Annotated in this window: 15 protein-coding genes; 3 read left to right on the forward strand and 12 right to left on the reverse strand. The window is 66.3% G+C overall.

From position 1 onward, the window contains the following. Positions 1 to 163 precede the first annotated feature (163 nt). The 3 genes from ettA to KF903_RS09105 all read left to right on the forward strand — a co-directional run bounded on the left by ettA (position 164) and on the right by KF903_RS09105 (position 4,778). A complete protein-coding gene (gene ettA / locus KF903_RS09095) occupies positions 164 to 1,825 on the forward strand; it encodes an energy-dependent translational throttle protein EttA (protein WP_291213853.1) in 1,662 nt (553 codons plus the stop codon). 81 nt (positions 1,826 to 1,906) lie between these two features. Next, positions 1,907 to 2,713 carry an orotidine-5'-phosphate decarboxylase gene (gene pyrF, locus KF903_RS09100; protein ID WP_291213932.1) on the forward strand — a complete coding sequence of 269 codons (807 nt, stop codon included), beginning with the start codon at positions 1,907 to 1,909 and terminating at the stop codon, positions 2,711 to 2,713. A 118-nt stretch (positions 2,714 to 2,831) separates the two neighbouring features. Then, positions 2,832 to 4,778: an oligopeptide transporter, OPT family gene (locus KF903_RS09105; RefSeq protein ID WP_291213855.1), complete on the forward strand. Its 1,947-nt coding sequence runs from the start codon at positions 2,832 to 2,834 to the stop codon at positions 4,776 to 4,778. 30 nt (positions 4,779 to 4,808) lie between these two features. Here KF903_RS09105 and KF903_RS09110 read toward each other — a convergent pair whose 3' ends face one another. The 12 genes from KF903_RS09110 to gspM form a co-directional block, all read right to left on the reverse strand. Next, positions 4,809 to 5,723 (reverse strand): glycosyltransferase family 2 protein, encoded by a 915-nt coding sequence (locus tag KF903_RS09110; protein ID WP_291213857.1) that lies wholly within the window; start codon positions 5,721 to 5,723, stop codon positions 4,809 to 4,811. A gap of 11 nt (positions 5,724 to 5,734) precedes the next feature. After that, entirely contained in the window at positions 5,735 to 7,594 is a 1,860-nt protein-coding gene (locus KF903_RS09115; RefSeq protein WP_291213859.1) for a hypothetical protein, read from the reverse strand. 22 nt (positions 7,595 to 7,616) lie between these two features. Next, positions 7,617 to 8,495: a class I SAM-dependent methyltransferase gene (locus tag KF903_RS09120; RefSeq protein ID WP_291213861.1), complete on the reverse strand. Its 879-nt coding sequence runs from the start codon at positions 8,493 to 8,495 to the stop codon at positions 7,617 to 7,619. After that, positions 8,492 to 9,691: an ABC transporter ATP-binding protein gene (locus KF903_RS09125; protein ID WP_291213863.1), complete on the reverse strand. Its 1,200-nt coding sequence runs from the start codon at positions 9,689 to 9,691 to the stop codon at positions 8,492 to 8,494. Before KF903_RS09125 ends, KF903_RS09120 begins: the two co-directional genes overlap by 4 nt. Then, complete coding sequence (locus KF903_RS09130; RefSeq protein ID WP_291213865.1) at positions 9,688 to 10,470, reverse strand: ABC transporter permease; 783 nt, start codon at positions 10,468 to 10,470, stop codon at positions 9,688 to 9,690. Before KF903_RS09130 ends, KF903_RS09125 begins: the two co-directional genes overlap by 4 nt. A gap of 355 nt (positions 10,471 to 10,825) precedes the next feature. Continuing rightward, positions 10,826 to 11,635 carry a peptidylprolyl isomerase gene (locus KF903_RS09135; protein ID WP_291213867.1) on the reverse strand — a complete coding sequence of 270 codons (810 nt, stop codon included), beginning with the start codon at positions 11,633 to 11,635 and terminating at the stop codon, positions 10,826 to 10,828. Positions 11,636 to 11,801: 166 nt separating this feature from the next. After that, a complete protein-coding gene (locus tag KF903_RS09140; RefSeq protein WP_291213869.1) occupies positions 11,802 to 13,700 on the reverse strand; it encodes a hypothetical protein in 1,899 nt (632 codons plus the stop codon). Between the two features lie 698 nt (positions 13,701 to 14,398). Next, positions 14,399 to 15,919 (reverse strand): hypothetical protein, encoded by a 1,521-nt coding sequence (locus KF903_RS09145; RefSeq protein ID WP_291213871.1) that lies wholly within the window; start codon positions 15,917 to 15,919, stop codon positions 14,399 to 14,401. 166 nt (positions 15,920 to 16,085) lie between these two features. Continuing rightward, complete coding sequence (locus KF903_RS09150; RefSeq protein WP_291213873.1) at positions 16,086 to 16,502, reverse strand: hypothetical protein; 417 nt, start codon at positions 16,500 to 16,502, stop codon at positions 16,086 to 16,088. Then, positions 16,492 to 18,867: a type II secretion system secretin GspD gene (gene gspD / locus KF903_RS09155; protein WP_291213875.1), complete on the reverse strand. Its 2,376-nt coding sequence runs from the start codon at positions 18,865 to 18,867 to the stop codon at positions 16,492 to 16,494. Before gspD ends, KF903_RS09150 begins: the two co-directional genes overlap by 11 nt. A gap of 14 nt (positions 18,868 to 18,881) precedes the next feature. Further along, positions 18,882 to 19,592, reverse strand: coding sequence for a hypothetical protein (locus KF903_RS09160; protein WP_291213877.1), 711 nt, complete (start codon positions 19,590 to 19,592; stop codon positions 18,882 to 18,884). Continuing rightward, positions 19,589 to 20,197 (reverse strand): type II secretion system protein GspM, encoded by a 609-nt coding sequence (gene gspM / locus KF903_RS09165; RefSeq protein WP_291213879.1) that lies wholly within the window; start codon positions 20,195 to 20,197, stop codon positions 19,589 to 19,591. The genes KF903_RS09160 and gspM overlap by 4 nt, the downstream gene beginning before the upstream one ends. Positions 20,198 to 20,253 lie beyond the last annotated feature (56 nt).

Genomic DNA, 20,253 nt, shown 5'->3' on the forward strand with positions numbered 1-20,253 from the left:
GGCGGGAGACGGCAATGGTACCGCGTTGCAGCAGGAATTATGCCGCCGGCCGGGCCCGGCGCGCCGTTTCGCATGACGCAGCGTGCCTTGATCGGCGATAATGCGCGGTTTCCCGACCTACCCTGCCCGCCACGCTGGCGGCGCGCGCCTGCCCGGAGCCTGCATGCAATACATCTACACCATGATCGGCGTCAGCAAGACCGTGCCGCCCAAGCGCCAGATCATCAAGGATATTTCGCTGTCGTTCTTCCCGGGCGCCAAGATCGGCCTGCTCGGCCTCAACGGTGCCGGCAAGTCGACCGTGCTGCGCATCATGGCCGGCGTCGACACCGACTTCCAGGGCGAGGCGCGGCCGCAGCCCGGCATCAAGGTCGGCTATCTGGCGCAGGAGCCGCAGCTCGACCCGGACAAGACCGTGCGCGAATCGGTCGAGGAAGGCGTCTCGGAGGTGCTCGACGCGCAGCAGAAGCTCGAGGCGATCTATGCCGCCTATGGCGAGGAAGGCGCCGATTTCGACAAGCTCGCGGCCGAGCAGCAGCGGCTGGAGAACATCCTCGCCGCCTCGGACGCGCATGCGCTCGAGCGCCAGCTCGAGGTGGCCGCCGACGCGCTGCGCCTGCCGCCGTGGGACGCGAAGATCGGCCAACTCTCGGGTGGCGAGAAGCGCCGCGTCGCGCTGTGCCGGCTGCTGCTGTCCAAGCCCGACATGCTGCTGCTCGACGAGCCGACCAACCATCTCGATGCCGAGTCGGTGGAATGGCTGGAAAACTTCCTGCACGACTTCCCGGGCACGGTGGTGGCCGTGACCCACGACCGCTACTTCCTCGACAACGCCGCCGAGTGGATTCTCGAACTCGACCGCGGCCGCGGCATTCCGTGGAAGGGCAACTATTCCTCGTGGCTGGAGCAGAAGGACGAGCGGCTCAAGCAGGAGGAAAACCAGGAAAAAGCGCGCCAGAAGGCGATCCAGCGCGAACTGGAGTGGGCACGCCAGAATGCCAAGGGCGGTCGTTCCAAGGGCAAGGCGCGCCTGGCCCGCATCGAGGAACTGCAGTCGGTCGACTACCAGAAACGCAACGAAACCAACGAGATCTTCATTCCGCCGGGCGAGCGGCTGGGCAATTCGGTGCTCGAATTCAAGCACGTGTGCAAGTCGTTCGGCGATCGCGTGCTGATCGACGATCTCAGCTTCATCGTGCCGCCCGGCGCGATCGTCGGCATCATCGGCCCCAACGGCGCCGGCAAGTCGACGCTGTTCAAGATGATCACGGGCCAGGAGCAGCCCGACAGCGGCGAGATCGTGACCGGCCCGACCGTCAAGATCGCCTACGTCGACCAGAGCCGTGACAAGCTCGAAGGCAACCACAACGTGTTCCAGGAAGTCTCGGGCGGCGCCGACATCCTCAACATCAACGGCGTCGAGATCCAGTCGCGCGCCTACATCGGCCGCTTCAACTTCAAGGGCCCCGACCAGCAGAAGATGGTCGGCTCGCTGTCCGGCGGTGAGCGCGGCCGCCTGCACCTGGCCAAGACCCTGCTCCAGGGGGGCAACGTCCTGCTGCTGGACGAGCCGTCCAACGATCTCGACATCGAGACGCTGCGCGCGCTCGAGGATGCCCTGCTCGAGTTCCCGGGCAATACCTTCGTGATCTCGCACGACCGCTGGTTCCTCGACCGCATCGCCACCCATATCCTCGCCTTCGAGGGCGACTCGCATGTCGAGTTCTTCCAGGGCAACTACCGCGAGTACGAACAGGACAAGAAGCGGCGCCTGGGCGAGGAAGCCGCCAAGCCGCATCGCCTGCGCTACAAGAAGCTGGCCTGACATGCGGCCGATGCGCGCCCGCGGGCGGATGCAATGCCGGGCGCGCGCGGAGGCGCCGCGGTGAACGCGACGCGTAATTTCATGACGGCGCTGCGCCAGGCATGGCAGCGCCACGACTCGCTCGTGTGCGTGGGGCTGGACCCCGAGCCCGCCCGCTTCCCCGCGCAGCTGCGCGACCACGCTGACGCGACGTTCGAGTTCTGCCGGGCAATCGTCGATGCCACCGCCGATCTGGTGTGCGCGTTCAAGCCGCAGATTGCCCACTTCGCGGCGCTGCGCGAGGAGGCTGCGCTCGAACGGCTGATCGCGCACATCCACGCGGCGCACCCGCAGGTCCCGGTGATCCTCGACGCCAAGCGCGGCGACATCGGCTCGACGGCACAGCATTATGCGAGCGAGGCATTCGACCGCTATGGCGCCGATGCGGTGACGGTCAACCCCTATCTCGGTCACGACGCCCTGCAACCGTTCCTGGCGCGGGCCGACAAGGGCGTCATCGTGCTGTGCCGCACCTCCAATCCGGGTTCGCGTGACCTGCAGGAACTCGACGTCGGCGGCCGCAAGCTCTACCAGCACGTCGCCGAACTGGCTGCGCGCGAATGGAACGGCCACGGCAACTGCGCACTCGTGGTCGGCGCGACCTGGCCCGAGGAACTGGCACAGGTGCGCCGCCTTGTCGGCGCGATGCCACTGCTGGTGCCCGGTGTCGGCGCCCAGGGCGGCGATGTCGCAGCCGTCGTGAAGAATGGCTGCAGTGCCGATGGCGGCGGCCTCATGATCAGCTCCTCGCGCGCGATCCTGTACGCCGGCGACGATCACGACTTCGCCCACGCCGCCCGCGCGGCCACGCTCGCGTTGCGCGACGCCGTCAACCAGCACCGCCGCTGATCGCTGCGGCGCGGGCGCACGCCCTGCAACCGGCCGCCCGCGTGACGGCTGCCGCGCCATGTGTTTTGATAGCCCGCTGTGACTGCGCCCGGCAGTCGCGGGGGGAGAGGAGAATCCAATGAGTGCACAGTCCGGCGCGGCCCAGCCCGTCGCCCAGCTCACCGTCCGCGCGGTGATCCTGTCGATGATCCTGGCGGTGATCCTGGCCGCGGCCAATGCCTATCTCGGCCTGTTCGCGGGTCTGACCATCGCCACCGCGATCCCGGCGGCCGTGGTGTCGATGGGCGTGCTGCGCCTGCTCGGCGGCGGCACGATCCTCGAGAACAACATCGTGCAGACCGGCGCCTCGGCCGGCTCCTCGATCGCGGCCGGCGTGATCTTCACGATTCCCGCGCTCATCATCCTCGGCTACTGGCAGGACTTCCGTTATTCGTGGGTACTGGCGATCGCCGGCCTCGGCGGTCTGCTCGGGGTACTGTTCTCGGTGCCGCTGCGGCGCTCGATGATCGTCGAGGAACCGCTGCCGTTCCCCGAGGGCAAAGCAGCCGCCGAAGTACTCAAGGCCGGCGACAATCCGGGGCCGGGGCTGCGCATACTCGGCTTCTCGGGTCTGCTCGGCGCGCTGGTCAAATTTTCGGCCGAAAGCGGCCTGCGCCTGATTCCCGACAACGCGGTCGGTGCCGGCTTCCTTGGCAAGTATCTCGGCTACCTCGGCACCAACCTGTCGCCCGCACTGCTTGGGGTCGGCTACATCGTCGGTCTCAATGTCGGCATCGTGGTGCTGTCGGGCAGCGTCCTGTCCTGGCACATCGCGATCCCGCTGTACCATGCGTTCTTCCTCGCCAGCGATCCGGCGCTGGCGAGCAGGATCGTCGATGCGAGCGCGGCCGATGCGGCCGGTGCGATCTGGTCCTCGCAGATCCGCTATCTGGGCGTGGGCGCAATGCTGGTCGGCGGCGTGTGGACGCTGTTCTCGCTGCGCAAGTCGCTGCTCAACGGCGTCAAGAGCGGCTTCGCCGCCGCGCGCAAAGGCGCCGACGCGGTGGTCGCCGAAACCGAACGCGACATTCCGATGAAGTGGATGCTGGTGGCGCTGGTGGCCTTCGTGGTGCCGCTCGCACTGCTCTACCACGCCATCGTCGACAGCTGGGGCGTCGGGCTCACCATGACCGTGATCATGATCGTGGCTGGCTTCCTGTTCGTATCGGTGTCGGCCTATCTCGCGGGCCTGGTCGGCTCCTCCAACAACCCGGTGTCGGGTATCACCATCGCGACCATCCTGTTCGCCTCGCTGGTGCTGGTCGCGCTGCTCGGACGCCAATCCCCGATCGGCGCAGTGGCCGCGATCATGATCGGCGCGGTGGTGTGCTGCGCGGCGGCGGTCGGCGGCGACAACCTGCAGGATCTCAAGGCCGGTTACCTCGTCGGTGCGACGCCGTGGAAGCAGCAGCTCATGCTGGCGATCGGCGCGTTTTCCTGCGCCCTCATCATGGCGCCGGTGCTCAACCTGCTGGCGGCCGCCTACGGCATTGGCGCGCCAACGCCCGAGCACCCCAATGCGCTGTCGGCGCCACAGGCGACCCTGATGGCATCGGTGGCCAAGGGCATGTTCGGCGGCGAGCTGCCGTGGACGATGATCGGCATCGGCGTGCTGGTGGGCGCCGCCATCATCGCGCTGGATGAATGGCTCAAGGCACGCAAGTCGAGTTTCCGCGTGCCGGTGCTGGCCGCCGCGATCGGCATCTATCTGCCGCTCGAACTCATGGTGCCGATCTTCCTCGGTGGCCTGCTCGCGCATTTCGTCGAGAAGAAGCATGGCGTGGCGCCACACGACGAAGCCGAACGCGACCGCATCCATCGGCCGGGTACACTGTTCTCGGCCGGCCTCATCACGGGTGAGGCGCTCACCGGTATCCTCATCGCGATCCCGATCGTGGTGTCGGCGCGCGCCGACGTGCTTGCGCTGCCGGCCAGCCTGCACTTCAACCAGTACGTCGGGCTCGCCGTGCTCGCGCTGGTGGGCTGGCTGCTGTATCGCAGCGGCGCACGCGCCAAGTCCGGCTAACTGCGCGGCGCACGCGGGCGCGCCGGCACATCAGCGCCGATGGGTTGGCGCGTGCGGGCGTGACCGGCGCAGCGCGAGCCATGGCGCCTGCCAGGCGAAGTGCGCCCACAGTCCGCACCACACCAGCGCGCGCAGCAGCGGGTTGCGCGCGGCAGGATCGAACTTGGTGAAATAGCGCCACATGCCGCGGTGCTTGGCACGCGCCACGAACACGGGCCGCGCGCGGCTCGAACTGCCCTGCAGGTGGGTGATGCTCAAGGTCGACACGAAGCCGACGCGCCAGCCGGCGTCACGCACGCGCCGGCACAGGTCCAGATCCTCGACGTGCAGGAAATAGCCTTCGTCGAAGCCGCCCAGCCGCGCGAACACCGCGCGCGGCAGCACCATGCAGGCGCCGGATACGGCCTCGAGGTATTCGACCCGGCCGGAGGCGCCAGCCGGCATTTCCACCCCGGCCCAGCCCGGATGGCGCCGTTCCCAGCGCGCCAGGCCGCTCAGCGTCATGAACACGCGGCGCAGGCTCGGGTCACGTCGTCGATTGCCGCGCGCAGGATGCCCCTGCGCATCAAGCACGCACAGGCCCAGCAGGCCGATGCGGCGATCGTCGTCGAGCGCGGCACGCAGGCCATACACGGTGTCGGCGCGCAGCTCGCAGTCGGGGTTGAGGAACACCAGTACATCGCCACTCGCCATCGCGGCGCCGCGATTGCAGGCCGGCCCGAAGCCGAGGTTGGCGGCGTTGCGCAACACGCGCAGACGGGTATCGGCAGCGTGCGCGGCGAGCAGGCGCTCGACCTCGCCATCGCGCGAGGCGTTGTCGACGAGGATCAGCTCGAGCGCGTCGGGCTGGGCCAGCACCGAGGCCACGCAGGCCCGCAGCGGCGCACCGCTGTCGGCCGCGACGACGATGATGCTGGTCAACCCGGCGCGGGCGGCGTCGGCCATCGCGGTCGCACTCAGACGGCACCCAGCAGGCGTTCGCCCTGGTCGCGCGCATGCGCCCACAGTGCCGGCCAGACTTCGCACAGCGTGGCCAGCTGCGTCGTCTCCTCACGCAACAAGCGCGCGCAGCCGGCATCGTCGCCGCCTGCAGGCCAATCGCCCAGTCGCGGGGCGGCATTGGCGAGCAGCGCCTTGCCGTTGGCCTCGATGATCGAGCGCACGTCGGCCTGCCAGTAGATCGGCGCATCGGTGGCAGCATCGAATTGGTGCTGCAGGCGTTCGATGAGATCGGACCGCACGTAGGCCAGGTATTCGCGCAGCTGCTGCACGGCGCCGCGTGGACTGGAGCCGGCCACGTCGCGCAGGTGTGCCACCAGCACCGCGAGGCGCTGCGCAGGGTCGCTCGAGTTGAGCTGCGGCAACTGGCGCCGCACGAAGTCGGTGACGAAATAGTTGAACTTGGGCGTGTGCGCGCTGAAGGTCAGCGTGCTGCGCTTGCGCTGGGTTTCCTGCACGTGACCGATGGCCAGCGGCAGCTCCAGCGCCAGCGCGTCGGGATGGCACAGCGAAACGAGGTTGGAGAACAACGCGTCTTCGCCGCGCCCCGATGGATTCGTGCACGGCAGCAGCACGCTGTTGTCGAGCGCGAACGGCGAGAAGTTGGCCGTGGGCTGTGCGCTGGCCTGGACCTGGCCATACCAGATGCTGCCGGCCTCCATGTTGCGCAGGTAACTGTCGCGGTCGCGCACGAACTCGGCGCGCTGCTCGGGTGGCAACTGGTACAGCCACAGCGTCGAGTCGGTGCGCGAGCTGCCATAGCTGCCATGCTGGGTGGCCAGCACCGCGGCATCGCCGCGCAGATGGTCGAGCCGGTTGAGGGCCAGACCGCGCAGCGAAGCGGGATCGAGCGCGTAGGCGGCGCGCTGGGTCAAGGCGCCGAGCGGCTGCCCCAACGCGGCCAGGTGCAGTTCGAACGGATCGCCATCGACTTCGCTGCCTGCCGCCAGCGCATTGTCGAGATTGCGATGGAAGCGGGTCACGCCATGATGGCTGAGGTCCGGATCGAGTCCGGCGCGGGCCTCGTCGAGGCGCCGCAACGGCAGGCGATGATCGTCGTCGAGCAGGACCGCTCGCGCGCCGGCGCTGAGCAGCAGCATGAGGTTCCAGGCGCGGCCGCCGCCAAAGCGGCCGGCCTTGTCCTCGCCGAGCGCAAAGCCGGCAAGCACCGGCGCGGCCGCCGGTACCGCGCGGGCAAGGCGCTCGGCCAGGCGGCGCGCTTCGGTCGCACCGACATAGGTGAGCTTGCAGCCGGTGGCACGGGCAAACTCGCGCAGCAGGTCGCGGTGGCGGTTGGCGGCGTCGCGCGAGCTCGAGTCGTCGATGAGAACGTAATGGCGGTTGGCACGATGACGGCGCTCGTAGTCGCTGAGCGAAGCCAGCAGGTGCGCCAGCTGGTCGGGGCGGTCGCAGGCGCGGATGAACACGCCGCGCAGTGGCGCTGGCGAGCGCGCGGTGGCCTCGGCGCAGCGTTGCACGAAGCTCGTTGCCGATACCAGCAGGCCGCGATTGACCAGCCCCTCGAACACGCGCAGCACGCCCTCGCGCTGGCCGGCAAGACCCGTGATCGAGCCCATCACGCGCTCGACGTGCTCGTCGAGACTGCGGAACTGGCGCGTCTGGTCGAGCGCCTGCAGGACCTGGTAGGTCATCACATGCGTTTCGCCGCTGCGCTTGACCTGGAAGATGCACTCGTTGTTCGACAGCGAGGCGACGACGCCATCTTCCGACGCGTACAGCGGCGCATCGGGATCGACGCGCGGCGGCGACGATGGCGTGGTGGAGTAGTTGATCTGGTAGCCGAACTGCGTGCTCATCGACGTATCCGGCATCGGCGGGTCAGGCCGTGCCGTCTGCTTTCCTGTGCTGCGCGGTCGCCAGCGCATCGCGCAGGCGCTCGAGCTCGGCTTCGAGCTCGGCGATGCGGGCACCGGCGGTCATGTTCTTGCGGATTTCGTGATTGTAATGGGTATAGACCGATTCTTCGCGGTCGCCGAACAGCGACAACGGCGGCAACCGGGCCGGCAGGGCGGTCCTGGCGCACACCGCGATGAAGTAGAGCGGCAGGTAGCCCAGGCCGGCCTCGACCGCCGCGCCATCGGCACTGGCGGTGTGCGCCTCGTGGGCGCCGGGGATCGCGTCCAGCGCCCAGATCGCCGACTGGAACAGCAGCTTCTGCCCGTACAGGCGCAACTGCGCGAAGCGCGGTGTCAGCAACGCAAACAGCTCGTCGCGGTACAGCTCGCGGACGTGGAACGGGTTGTGGAAACCGGTGAGGTCGCTGTAGGCATGCCGGTCGGGCGACGACAACACGAGGATGCCGTCGGCGGTCAGCACCCGGGCGAATTCGTCGAGCAACTGCTCCTGCGCCGCGAGATGCTCCAGTGTCTCGAACGACACCACGACGTCGAAGCTGCCGTCGGCGAATGGCAGCTGCGTCACGTCGGCGCGCTCGAAGCCCAGGTTGGCACGGGCGCCGTAGCGGGCACGCGCGTGCGCGATCGCGTCCGCATCGACGTCGACGCCGGTAACCGAGCCGGCAACCGCGGCCAGCAAGGCGCTGCCATAGCCTTCGCCGCAGGCCGCATCGAGGACACGCTTGCCGGCGACGAGGCCGCGCGCGAATGCATAGCGGTGCCAGTGTTCGTACCAGATTTCGCGCACGCACTCGGGGGTGAAGCGCTCACCGGTGAACGGCAGCGGTTGCGAATCGCTCATCGGACCACCTCATCTTGATCGCGCCATCGGTGCGGCAGGCGCACCATGCCCAGTTCGCGGCTGGCACCACGCACCGTCACGCCGCGTTCCCAGGTGTCGAAAAGGCGGATCCCTTCGGGATCGAGCGGATGGATGCGCACCAGGTAGGTGCCGGGCAGCAGGTGCAACGCATCAAACACGAGCTCGCAGGCGAATTCGTGCGCGCCGATCCGCTGCGGCTGATAGCCATCCATGTCGCTGGCGACGCCATACACCGGCGTGCCATCGACACGCACGATGCCAACCATGAGCACCGGGACGCGTCCCTCGCGTGAGCGCACCCGCGCGCGCACGATCAGCGGCTCGCCGTCGTCGAGCAGCAGCGGCGTCTCGGCGTCGTGGCCATTGATGCTGGCTTCGCCCAGCGAGAATTCGACGTCATGATCGCGGGCCGCGGCGGCGCCACCCGCATCACCCGATTTGCGTTCCTGGAAGGCCAGGTAGGCCTGGGTCACGTCGAACACATCGCCGATCATCTCCACCCGCCCGTCGCGCAACCAGCACGCGCGCTGACACAGCTTCTGCACGTGGTACATGCTGTGCGAGACGAGAATGAGCGTACCGCCGCCATCGAGGTAGTCCTGCATCCACTTGATGCACTTCTTCTGGAACGCTTCGTCGCCGACCGCAAGCACTTCGTCGGTGATGAGCAGATCCGGTCGCAGCACCGCCACGATGGCAAAACCCAGCCGCACGACCATGCCCGACGAGTAGTGCTTCACCGGTTCGTCGATGTAGCGGCCGATGTCGGCGAATTCGATGATCTGCGGCAGACGCTCACGCAACGCGGCGCCGCCGAGCCCGTGCAGCGCCGCCGTCATCGTGATGTTGTCGCGACCGGTATGCTCGAGGTGGAAACCGGCGCCCAATTCGAGCAGCGCGCCGATCTCGCCATGCACGCTGACGCTGCCGGTGGTCGGGGTGAGAACGCCGGTGATGAGCTTGAGCAGGGTCGACTTGCCGGCGCCGTTGGCGCCGATCAAACCCAACGACTCGCCGCGACGCACTTCCAGGTCGACATCGGCCAACACGGCAAGGCTGTCGGTGGCCCGCTGCGAGAACAGCAGGCGCCACAATGCGCGCAGGCGGTCGCGATTGCGGAACGCCTTCGGATAGGCCTTGCCGAGCCCGTTGGCACGTACCAGGACCTCGCTCACAGGAAGTCCTCGAAGTGCCGGTCGAGGCGCCGGAACAGCCCATAGCCGCCGAGGGCGACCAGCGCCGCGACCAGCAGCGCCACTGCGGTGGCGGCCCAGGACACGCTGCCATGGCCGAGCACGAGTGCGTGGAAGGCCTCGGCGTAATAGGTGAACGGGTTGAGCGACAGCCAAGGCTGGATCGCTGGCGGCAGGATCGTGCGGTCGTAGAACACCGGCGCGCAATACATCAGCAGCGGCAACACTTGTCCGAGCAACTGCACCAGGTCGCGCACGAAAACCTGCAGGGCCGCGAACGCGAAGGCAAAACCGAGCGCGAGCGCGAACAGCGGCAGGTAGAGCGCGAGTGCCGGCAGCAAGCCATCGAGCAGACGGACATGATCGTCATGGAACGCGAGCACGATGACGATCGCGATGAAACCGGTCAGGTGCACGACAAAGCTCGCACACACGCGCGAGACGACGAGCATCGCGCGCGGCAGCGCCACCTTGCCGATGAGGGCGGCGTTGTCCTCGATGGCGCGGGTTGCGTTCAACACTGCATCGGCGAACGCCGTCCACGGCCACAGCGCCACCGCGAGGAAGGCGACATAACCGGGCGCGTCGGCACCGGGGATGCGCGCGTGGAACACCTTGACGAACACGAACGCGAAGATGGCCAGCTGCAACACCGGCTGGAAGATGGCCCAGAACATGCCGCCAAAGCTGCCCGTGTAGCGCGAACGCAGGTCGCGCAGCACCATCTGGCGCGCAAAGGAGAGCGATGTCGCGTTTTGCATGGATCCGCAGCCCCGTGGCCCGACTGTGTCATGTCGGGGTCTTGCCATTGTGCGCGAGGCGCCGGTTCGATGCAGCCGCGCGCGGTCGAGCCGACCTGCTGCCGCTGCCGACGGCGTCAAGGGTGACACCGCATCCCGGAAAGCCGGGAGGTCACTGGCGTCCTCGTCGGCTCGGGGACAGGCGTCGGCAACAAATTTCGCTGCGCGCCGACGCCGAGCAACGACTGCCGTACCCACATCGCGCGACATGACGCCCTGTGGGTCGGGCGCGCGCTGCGCGGCCGACCTGGGCGCCGGTGTGCTGTCCCTTGAGCGCAGTGGCGGCGCACCGCAGGCGCCGCCGCCCGGCATTGCCCTAGTTCGATGGCGCCGCCGCGCCACCAGGCGCATAGCGAGTCTGGAGCGACCGCACGAGGTCGGCATTGAGATCCAGAGGTTGCTCGGCCAATTCGCTTGAGTGCGCCCGCGAGGCCTTGTCGGTATAGGCCGTGGACAGATCCTTGATGATCTGCGGCTTGGCCTGCTCGAAGGTCGGAACAACGTCGGACGAACGACTCAGCAGCTTGATGATGTGGTAACCGAAGGTGGTCTTGACGACAGGCGAGATCTCGCCGGCCTGGCGCAATTTGACCACGCCCGCCACGAAGTCGGCGTCGTACACCTTCGGGTTGGCCGCGTCTTCGAGCTTGCCGTGGTTGCTGACCTTGCTCGGATCGTCGGAATATTGCTCGACCAGCGCCTCGAACGATCCGGGTTCGGCGCGTGCCTTCTGCTCGACCGTGCGCGCCAGCGCCTGCGCCTCGGCATCACTGCGCGAGGTCGTGTTGATGAGGATGTGCTCCACCACCGCCTGGCCACGCTGGATGTACTTGTCCTTGTGAGCAAGGAATTCCTCGCGTGCCAATTGCGACAGGTCGGGAACCTTGATATCGCGGTCGAACTGCTGGCGACGGGCCAGTGCCAAGACTTCGTCGGCGGCAAGCTCGGCTTGGCGGGCGATGAGCGGATCCTTGTCGAGACCGGCTGCGCGCGCCTCGGCAGCGAGCTGCTTGGTCATCAACAGGTTGTCGATCGCCTTCTCGATTCGCGTCGGACTGGCGAAGAAGCCCGCGCGCTTCTCCGGCGGGATCTTGGCGGCAAAAGCGTCAACGTCTTCGAGCGTCACCGTCACGCGTTGGTGCTCAGGTGCCAGGCAATATCAGCGTGGGCGGGATGAACCAGCGGCTGTGATCAAAGATTGCCAAGGCGCGAGGTTCAATGGTGGCGATTCAAACTCACGGTCATCTGGCGCGCGTTCGAGTTCCGGAAGAACGCGTTGGCGCACGCATTAGCTACCGCCGGCAACGCCTGGGAGACAACCCAAGCCGACTACTGTCACGCACCAGCATGATGTGGCACGCGCCGGTGGTGTCCGCCGCGAGACACCTGCTGCCGGATTGACGCGTCGTCGACGTGAACATGACGTTGAGGTAGTAGTCGGTGTTGGGCTTGAGGTAACAGAACCACTTTGAGGGCGGCGTCTGTCCTGTGGAATCGAATTGCCAGTTCAGAACGCCGCCGTCATCGGCCTGCACGTTGGTCGCGTAGCACGCATTCGTCGAAGGATCCCCAGCAAAGTCGCCGCAGGTAGTGCTCAGCGAAACGGATACTGGATCGCTGCCACCATATGTCGACGACGCGAAATACCCTGCTGGCGGTGTCGGCCCAACCGCAGGCGTCTTGAAGTGAACACCGAAATAGCCGTTGCGCGGCATCAGGTAACCCGGCGCCGAACCGATGATGCCAGGCCAGGCAACAGGAGGCGGCGGTGTCGTCGGTGCGTTGTAACCCCAGATGTTCGCAAACTCGGTGAACGGCACTGCGGTTCGCGTACCCTGAGGCACTACACCGTACTTGATGTCCGCCTGCGCCAATCGGACGCGCTGGGCAGTGTCTGGCTGACCAGCCAGACGCGGATCGCCTGCGGGGATCGTTCCTGAACAGGCTGCGGTGCCGGGGTCGCTGAGCGTAAGAACGGCCTGCCCGGTATCGACGGCCGATTGCTGGCCGAGCGAACACGTCATCTTGAAGGTGTAGGCACCCGCCGTGGCGGTGGTCGGGAGGGTCACGCTCTGCGACAAGGTACCGGTCGCCGGAATCGAGAACGGACCGGTCCAGCCAGCCCAGCCGCTGCTGATCGTGCCGGTTGCAGTCTGGATCGTGCCAGTACACGCCATATTGGCCAGCGCGGAATTGGTCGGCGCCGACACCGTGACCGTGGCGGGGTTCGGCGGATTGCCTGTGGTGGCGGCCGTCGGCGTCACCTGCAACGCGACTGAAATCGGCGTCGCGCTCGCGACGGTGACCACGGCTGGAGTCGCGCTCGAGACGGCCACGTTGTCGCCATTGATGCAGGTGAGCATCAACTTGAGGTTGTCGCCTGGGCTGAGTCCGGCCGGCACCACGATGCTGCGCGAGAACTGCGCGGCGTTGGGGTCGAACGCAGTGGTCCAATTGGTCACCGTGAGCGGGGTCGGATCGGCGTTGCGCGTTGCGCTGCCCGTGCACGACACCGCATTGGTCATGGCAGGCCAGGTCACGGTGACGCCACCGCCGACGCTCTGCGTAGTGGGTACGGCGGTCAGCACCGGAGCGGGCGACGGCGCCGCTGCGGGGATGTGCGGTGCAGAACCCGTCTTGTAGCCACTCGCGTTGCTGCAGATGACGCCAAAGCTGTAAGTGCCGCCCTGCATCGGGGTCACGGGCTCGTGATGTGCACCGGCCGGCGAATTGATTGCCGAGCCGACGACCCAGCCCGTGATCGTCGCGCTGGTGACGTTGCTGCTGGCGGTCCGCACACAGACCGATGCGTCCGCGGAGACCGACCAGTTGACGTAGAACGGCTGGTTGATCTGCGGCGTGAACGCCGTCACGGTCCCCGCGGCATCCTGCGAGATCACGATATTGGTCAGCTGGAAGTCGGCGGAGCTGCCGCCGATCGGCTGGCAAGCGTGCGAGCCGGCGGGTTCCTCGGTCAACGTGACGCCATCCATGACCAAGGCGGTGCTGCCGGCGGGATCCAGATGCACGCCAGCGGCATCATTGGAACTGGCAACGCAAGTCACGGGAGCAGCGCCGCTCATCGTGTTGAGGCGCACTGTGGTGGTGGCAGCGGATGCGGCAGACGCGGCGCAGGCCGCGCCAGCGACAACAGCCAAGAGAGCGAGCCTGCGCGAGGCAAACTGGGTCATGACGGCCTCGTGGTGAGGTGGTGGGAGCGCGCGGATTATACAGAAGCGCCTGTGAAGCGAACGTGGCGTTGCACTGAATATTCAGCAACGCGGTTTTAACGAAATCACATCGTGCCGCCGTGCAGATCCGCATGTGTGGCGTCGCGTCAGGGTTCGAACGGACGAACTGGGGGCGCGATGATTTCTCCTTTCACGCGCCGAAGCCGGGCGGAGGCCCATCGTCAACACTGGGCCTGAGGTGCAAACCGTGCGAACGCGCAACGTGCGTCGCCATCGGATGAAATTGCAGGACCGTGCAAGCAGCGGCGCGTGACGCGGTCGTTCCGGATATTGGCGCATGGCCAAGCAGCCAATGCGGCGACGCGCTCAGGTTCAAGTCCGCCGGCGGAACAGACGCAATCATCGCGGCCGGCTCGTCCACGCGGTTGGACGCGCAAGGCGCGCCTTGCCCCAATCGACGCGCGGGGCAATCTCTACGCGAATTCATCACGTCACCAGTGGCTGCACGGAAGCCCCAGCCGGTCACGGGCTCCATGCGCGCCGCTCGCAGACGTCATTCATTGCCTGCTGCATCCGTGCCGGGGCTGCCAGATATCGAGGACTGTCGACGGCGCATCGCGCATCTGGCCCGACCAGAAAAAGAAAAGGGGGGCTTGCGCCCCCCTTTTCCCTCACAACCACAACAACTGGCAAACCTATCAGGAGCAAGCCTGAATCGGCTGACCAGCAGTGTTGACGTCGTTGCAGGTACGGTGTGCACGATGACGCCACACACCGTTGTAGTTGGCCGAAGCCGAACCACGCTGAGCCACGGCGGCCCAGAAGCCCGTTGCCGGCAAGCCGTAGAACCGGGTGGCGTTGCCGCTGTTCGGATTGATACCGCGCGGCAGGATGTGACCGCCATCGCCCGACGCGAGGTCGAGACCAGCCCAGCCGCCCGTATCGCCGAACGGATTGACCGTACGATACAGCTTGGAGCCGAACACCGTCGACTCACCCGGAGGCGAGGTCTTGGTGAACGAGATCACGTTGACTTCGTACGGCAGGAACGGCGACTGCGCGAAGCACGAAGCATCCGGCGGCGACGGGCAGCGCGGGATGATCGTGTCGGTGCTGCCTTCTTCGTGATCGTAGGTGCTCAGCGTGATCGCGATGCGCGACTGGCTCGCATCGGTGGCGCCGAACTTCTCGGCGAACGGCGGCAGCACATGGCCCGGATACAGGGCATTGTCGACGTAGAAGCGCTTGGTCGGGAACGTGACGACCCAGTCACTCTGACCGCCGATCGCGGCATTGATCATGTACTCGTTGTACACGGTGTCGGCCATGAAGATCGCGCTGACGGCGTCTTCACCGGCGGCGTAGTCAGACATGATCAACGCACCGTTGTCGCCAAACACGTAGGAACGTGCAATACCGGCCAACGCAGGACTCGCGCCCATCGGATTGGTACGTGCATCCTGCAGCGTCGGGAACAGCGACGACGGACCGGTGTAGTTGACGAGATACGAGAAGCCTTCGATCGCGTCGGCGTTGTAGCTGAACGCCGTACCGTTCGCCACGTTGGCGATCCAGGCGCCGCCGAACAGACCGCTCGTGGGTGGCAGCAGCTGACCAGGGATGACGACATCGTCGCCAACCGGCGCCGCACAGGTCGGCACGCCACCGTCCGGGTTGCCGTTCTGCTTGTGGGTGATCGCCCTGCCAAGCGAGGTGGCCGGGTCGATATCACCCATGAGGATCATCTCGAGGTAACCCTCGCGCGTACGATCCTTGGTCTTCGGGCCGGAGTCCTTCGGAATCGGGCCGCTGGCGCCGATACCCGAACCATCGAAACCACCCGTGCTGAAGCTCCACGGCAGGCTCGGCAGGTAGTCGATGCAGCTCTCGTCGATCGTGTTGATCGCGGCGCCATTGGAGCCGTCGTCGCTGATCCACGCAGTCCACACGTCGGCGGCGGACAGGTACAGGTTGAAGTCGAGCACTTCGCGGCTGTTGTAGCCTTCGAGGAAGCGGACCTTGACCGCCTTGCCGTATTCGGTATCCGTATTGACGACGGAGATCAGCGTGTCCTGACCCTTGTTGACCGTGTAGTACGGATAGAGCAGAACCTGACCCAGGCCATCGGGATTGAGATCGACGGCGTTGGCCAGGCCCGCGAAGCCGGCGATACCGGCGATGCCGGCGACGACGGCAGTCGTCAAGCTGTTTCTTTTCATCGCAACACTCCTAAATTTTTAACCACAGGGCTTTTTGCTTTACCGCCAACCCACGCCAAGCGCGCAACGCACGCCTCACATGAAGGTCAGGCTTCGGCTCGGGCATGTTAAGCGAAAGGAAAGATCCATGCAATCCCTGCCCAACACGCACAAAAATCCAACCAAGTCAATCATTTGGCAAATAGTACCACTGCCCATCTAGGCGCAGCCAGGTTTCGCTCTGCCTGCTCGTGACGTCGGTGCGGCGCTCGGACTTGCCTGGGACCGGCATCGAGTAGGTAACCGTCACCTGAACGTCGCAACGATCGCCATCGCAGCTCTTGCCCTGGAATTCGGCGGACTTCCAGATGACAGGGCGATTGTTCATCGCCGTCGCATATGCCTCCCGCGTCTGCGTGGCGCGATAACCGGGCGTGAGGTAGTCGTAGGCCTTCTCGGCCTCGTGCGCAATGAGGTAGTTCCAGCGCTCGACGCTGCGCTTGTCGATGATGTCCGGGTTGCTCTTGTCGACACAGCCGGCGACGAGCGTGACGCCTGCAGCCAGCACGAGCGCTGCGCAAGTCCTGATGAGATCATTGGTCACTGGTGGGTTCCTGCTTGATCGTGGTGGATTCGTGCAGCGGATGTGTCTGCACCTGACCTGCGGGTTGCGTCGACTCCGCCGCCGGTGTGGCGGCCCGTGCGCGCAGCGGACGCAGTGATTCGAATTGCTTGATGTAGTCGGCCGTGACCTGGCGTGCCTCGTCGCTGTTGTTGATCACGCGCGGCGTGATGAGCACGATGAGCTCGGTGCGGTCGCTGCTGTTCTTGGTCGAGCCGAACAGGTTGCGCAACACCGGCACCTTGCCCAGCACGGGCACGCTGCTGTTGCTGTCCTGCTTGATTTCCTTGATGAGGCCACCGAGCAGCAGCGTCTGTCCACTCTGCACCGCAACCGAGGTCTGGATCTGTCGCTGTGCAATCGGCGGATTACCACTGCTCGTGGCAGCCGCGCCGGGCGTGCTGACCTCCTGCTGGATGTCGAGGTAGACGAGTCCGCCGGGATTGACGCGCGGCATCACGTTGAGCGTGACACCGGTGCTCAGATACTGCACCGAGCCAGTCATGCCGCCATAGTAATTGTTCGACGTGCTGGTGCCCGTGCCACTGTTGACGCCACTGATGGCGCCCAGCCCATTGTAGTAGGTCTGCACGACTGGAATCTGATCGCCCACCGTGAGCGAGGCTTCCTGGTTGTTGTTGACCACGAGCGATGGCGCCGACAAGGTCTTGGCGACACCATCGGACTCCAGCGCACTGATCGCGACCTGGAACTTGCTGTTGAGGAACGAGTAGAAGAAGCTGGCCGAGGTTGGTCCCGGACCCTTCGCGCCCGCCGTGCTGCCGCGACGATGGTACTGATTGGGGTACTGATACTCACTGCGGTCGCTGTCGTACACGCCCGGTGCCGTCATCAGGTTGCCGAGCCACCATTGCACGCCGTACTGGAGATCCCCGTGCAGCGTCACCTCGAGGATGCGTGCCTCGATCTGGACCTGCAGCGGCGGCGTATCCAGGCGCCGGATCGCGGCCTGCATCTGCTCCCACTCGAAGGGCTGCGCCATCACCATGATCTGGTTGTTTTCCTCGATGGCCGAGATGCGGATATCCGACTCGCGCTTGCCGCTGCCGGTGGCGGCTGGTGCACCGGCAGTCGCGCCTGCCGCCGGCGCCGCCGGCGCGACCTTTTCCTGATTGGATTGCGGCCGCAGCGAGCTGCCGTAACTCATGCCACCGCCGATGCCACCGCCCGCTCCACCGCGACTGTTGAGCGAGGTCGAGCGCAGGCCCGGTCCCACGCGACCCGACGTGCTGCTGCGATGCGTGCCGCCGCTGGTGCCCAGGAAGATCTGGCTCAGATAGTCGGCCAGGTCCGGCGCCTTGAGGTTCTTGACGTTGTAGACGTACAGCTGCACCGCGTTCTCGGCGCTGCCACGATCGAGTCGGTACAACCACTCCTCGGCCTGCTTGAGGTACTCCGGCTGCGGAGTGATGACGATCATCGAGTTGGTTTCCTCGATGGGCATGAAGCGGAACATGCCGGCCAGCGGCGACTCGCCCTCGGTACCGAACAGCTTCTGCAGGTCGGGCATGAGCTTGGTCACGTCGACGTGCTGCATGTTGTAGACACCGATCGACATGCCGCGCAGCCAGTCGACGTCGAAGGTGTCGATCGTGCGCTGATAGTTCTCCAGCTCCGATGGCGTGCCGGCCAGCACCAGCAGGCTGCGGTTGGGATCGATCTGCACGAATGCGTCGGCCTTGGCGTAGGGCTTGAGCAGCTTGGCCATCTCGACCGGCGAGATGTAGCGCAGCGGAAAGATGCGCAGGCCGTAGCCGGGCTGCTGGCTGGAGCCGAGCTGCGGCGTCAGCTTGCCGGGAATGGCATCGCGCGCAGCCAGCACGGTGTAGCGGTTGCCCTCGCGCACGAGCGCATTGCCAGTCCACGACAGGAGCATCTCCAGCACCGGCATCGCGTCCTCGCGGCGGATCGGCCGCGAGGTCGAATAGGTGACGTTGCCACCCACGTTCGGCGCAATCGTGTAGTTCTCCTGCAGCATGTCGCCGAGGATCGCCTTGACGACGGCCTGGATCGGCTGGTTCTCGAAATTGAACGTGACCTGGCCTTCGCCGCCGCTTGCGCGCGGCACCGGCTGGGTCTTGAAGAACTTGCCGGTACCGAGCTCGATCTCGGGCTTGGGTGGCGGCCGGTCCGCCTTCGCCTCGGGACTGATCGCAATGCCCTGCACCGTCTCGTCACTGACGGGTGCCGGCGTTGTTTCCAGGATGGTGTCGGCGGTCAGCACGTCGGCATGGCTCGTGTCGGCGCGGGTGGCAGCCGGCGGCGTGCATCCGGCCAGCAGCACAAGGCCGAGGCTGAGCAGCAGGACTGAGAGTCTGGATCGCACTTGATGGGCTCCCTTCACTTCTTGTCAGGCGCCGGCGGCGCCGGTTCCTTGCGATTGCGTTCGGCTTCCTCGCGCATCTGGCGCCGCCGCTCCTCGATGCGTTTGGCCAGATCGTCGGTACCCGCCTCGCCGCCCTTGGTCTGCGGCATGCTAAGCGGAGCGCGTGGCGGCGCCGCCCTGGGCCCACCTGCCGGTCCGGCCGGTGCGCCACCGGCGGTTTCGAGCTCGACCTCGGTGGTTTCGGCCGCGGCGCTGCGGAACACCGCCACCCGCGGCTTGAGCTCGACCAGCGTCCATGCCGCCTGGTCGCCTTCCAGCGGCATTCCGACCTTGAGACTGATCGGCTGGTTCCGCGTCCGGTCGAGCAACATGGCCACGCGCACGTGGTTGATCTCGTCGATGATCACGCCGGTCAGCTGCACGTTCAGCGGATTGACCGGCGGCGCGCCGGCGTCGGCGTCGGCCAGGGCGTCGATCGGCGACGGCTGGCGATCCTCGTTGAACAGCGGGTGTGCGTCGATCGCCGTGTAGGTGCCGGGCGCCGGCATTTGCGGCGTGTGCTGGTCGATCGTGGGCAGCGCGTGCGCATCCTCGCCGTCGCGCGGCTGCGTATCCCAGCGGTAACCACGGCCGAAGCCGGCGTACTGCACCACGAGCAGCAGCAACAGCACGCCACAGGTCGCGGCGAGGATCCGGGTAGTCAGGCGGGCGGCGCGCACGTTCATTTGGTCTTGCCCGGCTGGCGCAGGTAGCCCGAAAGGTTGAAACGCACGTCGAGCGGAATCGTCGCCACCTTGGCGCCGGGCGGCCGGTAGGTCTGCTGCTTGTAGATCATCACCTGGTCGACGAACAGATACGGCTTGCCGCTCTCCAGGTCCTGCAGGATCGCCGCCAACGGTTCCAGGTCGCACTTGAGCCGCGCCTGCACCGTGACCCGCAGGTACACCTCATCCTGCGTCCCCGCGTAGCTCTGCGTGCCGTTGTTCTGGCAGCGTGCATCGTTCTTCACATGATCGGTCATCGCCTGCTTGAGGCGCTGGATCAAGGCCGCTTCGGCGGCATTGCGATCGACCTCGGCCATGAAGGCGGGGTTGCCCTGTTCATAGGCTTTGACCTCGCCCAGGCGATGCTCGATGTCAGGTTGCTGCTCGATGATGCGGCTGTACTTGAGCTGTTGGTCGCGCAGATCCTGCATGTCGCTCGCGAACTGCAGCTGTGGCGCCACGAACCACCAGTGCACGCCGACCAGATAGACCAGCAACAGCACGATGAGCAGCAGCACCACGGCCAGCAGGCGACCGTCCTTGGGCTGGAACCTACTTGCCGCCATGGCTGGCCTCCTTGCTGCCGGCGGGTGCCAGCGCGGCCGGCTGCCGGCCGGCGCGC

The organism is Dokdonella sp., assembly GCF_019634845.1.
Lineage (GTDB): Bacteria > Pseudomonadota > Gammaproteobacteria > Xanthomonadales > Rhodanobacteraceae > Dokdonella_A.

Coding starts and splice junctions, on each gene's coding strand:
- KF903_RS09130 (WP_291213865.1), bottom strand. CDS start 10,470: ATGCAAAACGCGACATCGCTCTCCTTTGCGCGCCAGATGGTGCTGCGC.
- KF903_RS09115 (WP_291213859.1), bottom strand. CDS start 7,594: ATGAGCACGCAGTTCGGCTACCAGATCAACTACTCCACCACGCCATCG.
- KF903_RS09140 (WP_291213869.1), bottom strand. CDS start 13,700: ATGACCCAGTTTGCCTCGCGCAGGCTCGCTCTCTTGGCTGTTGTCGCT.
- KF903_RS09105 (WP_291213855.1), top strand. CDS start 2,832: ATGAGTGCACAGTCCGGCGCGGCCCAGCCCGTCGCCCAGCTCACCGTC.
- ettA (WP_291213853.1), top strand. CDS start 164: ATGCAATACATCTACACCATGATCGGCGTCAGCAAGACCGTGCCGCCC.
- KF903_RS09160 (WP_291213877.1), bottom strand. CDS start 19,592: ATGAACGTGCGCGCCGCCCGCCTGACTACCCGGATCCTCGCCGCGACC.
- KF903_RS09145 (WP_291213871.1), bottom strand. CDS start 15,919: ATGAAAAGAAACAGCTTGACGACTGCCGTCGTCGCCGGCATCGCCGGT.
- gspM (WP_291213879.1), bottom strand. CDS start 20,197: ATGGCGGCAAGTAGGTTCCAGCCCAAGGACGGTCGCCTGCTGGCCGTG.
- KF903_RS09110 (WP_291213857.1), bottom strand. CDS start 5,723: ATGGCCGACGCCGCCCGCGCCGGGTTGACCAGCATCATCGTCGTCGCG.
- pyrF (WP_291213932.1), top strand. CDS start 1,907: ATGACGGCGCTGCGCCAGGCATGGCAGCGCCACGACTCGCTCGTGTGC.
- KF903_RS09120 (WP_291213861.1), bottom strand. CDS start 8,495: ATGAGCGATTCGCAACCGCTGCCGTTCACCGGTGAGCGCTTCACCCCC.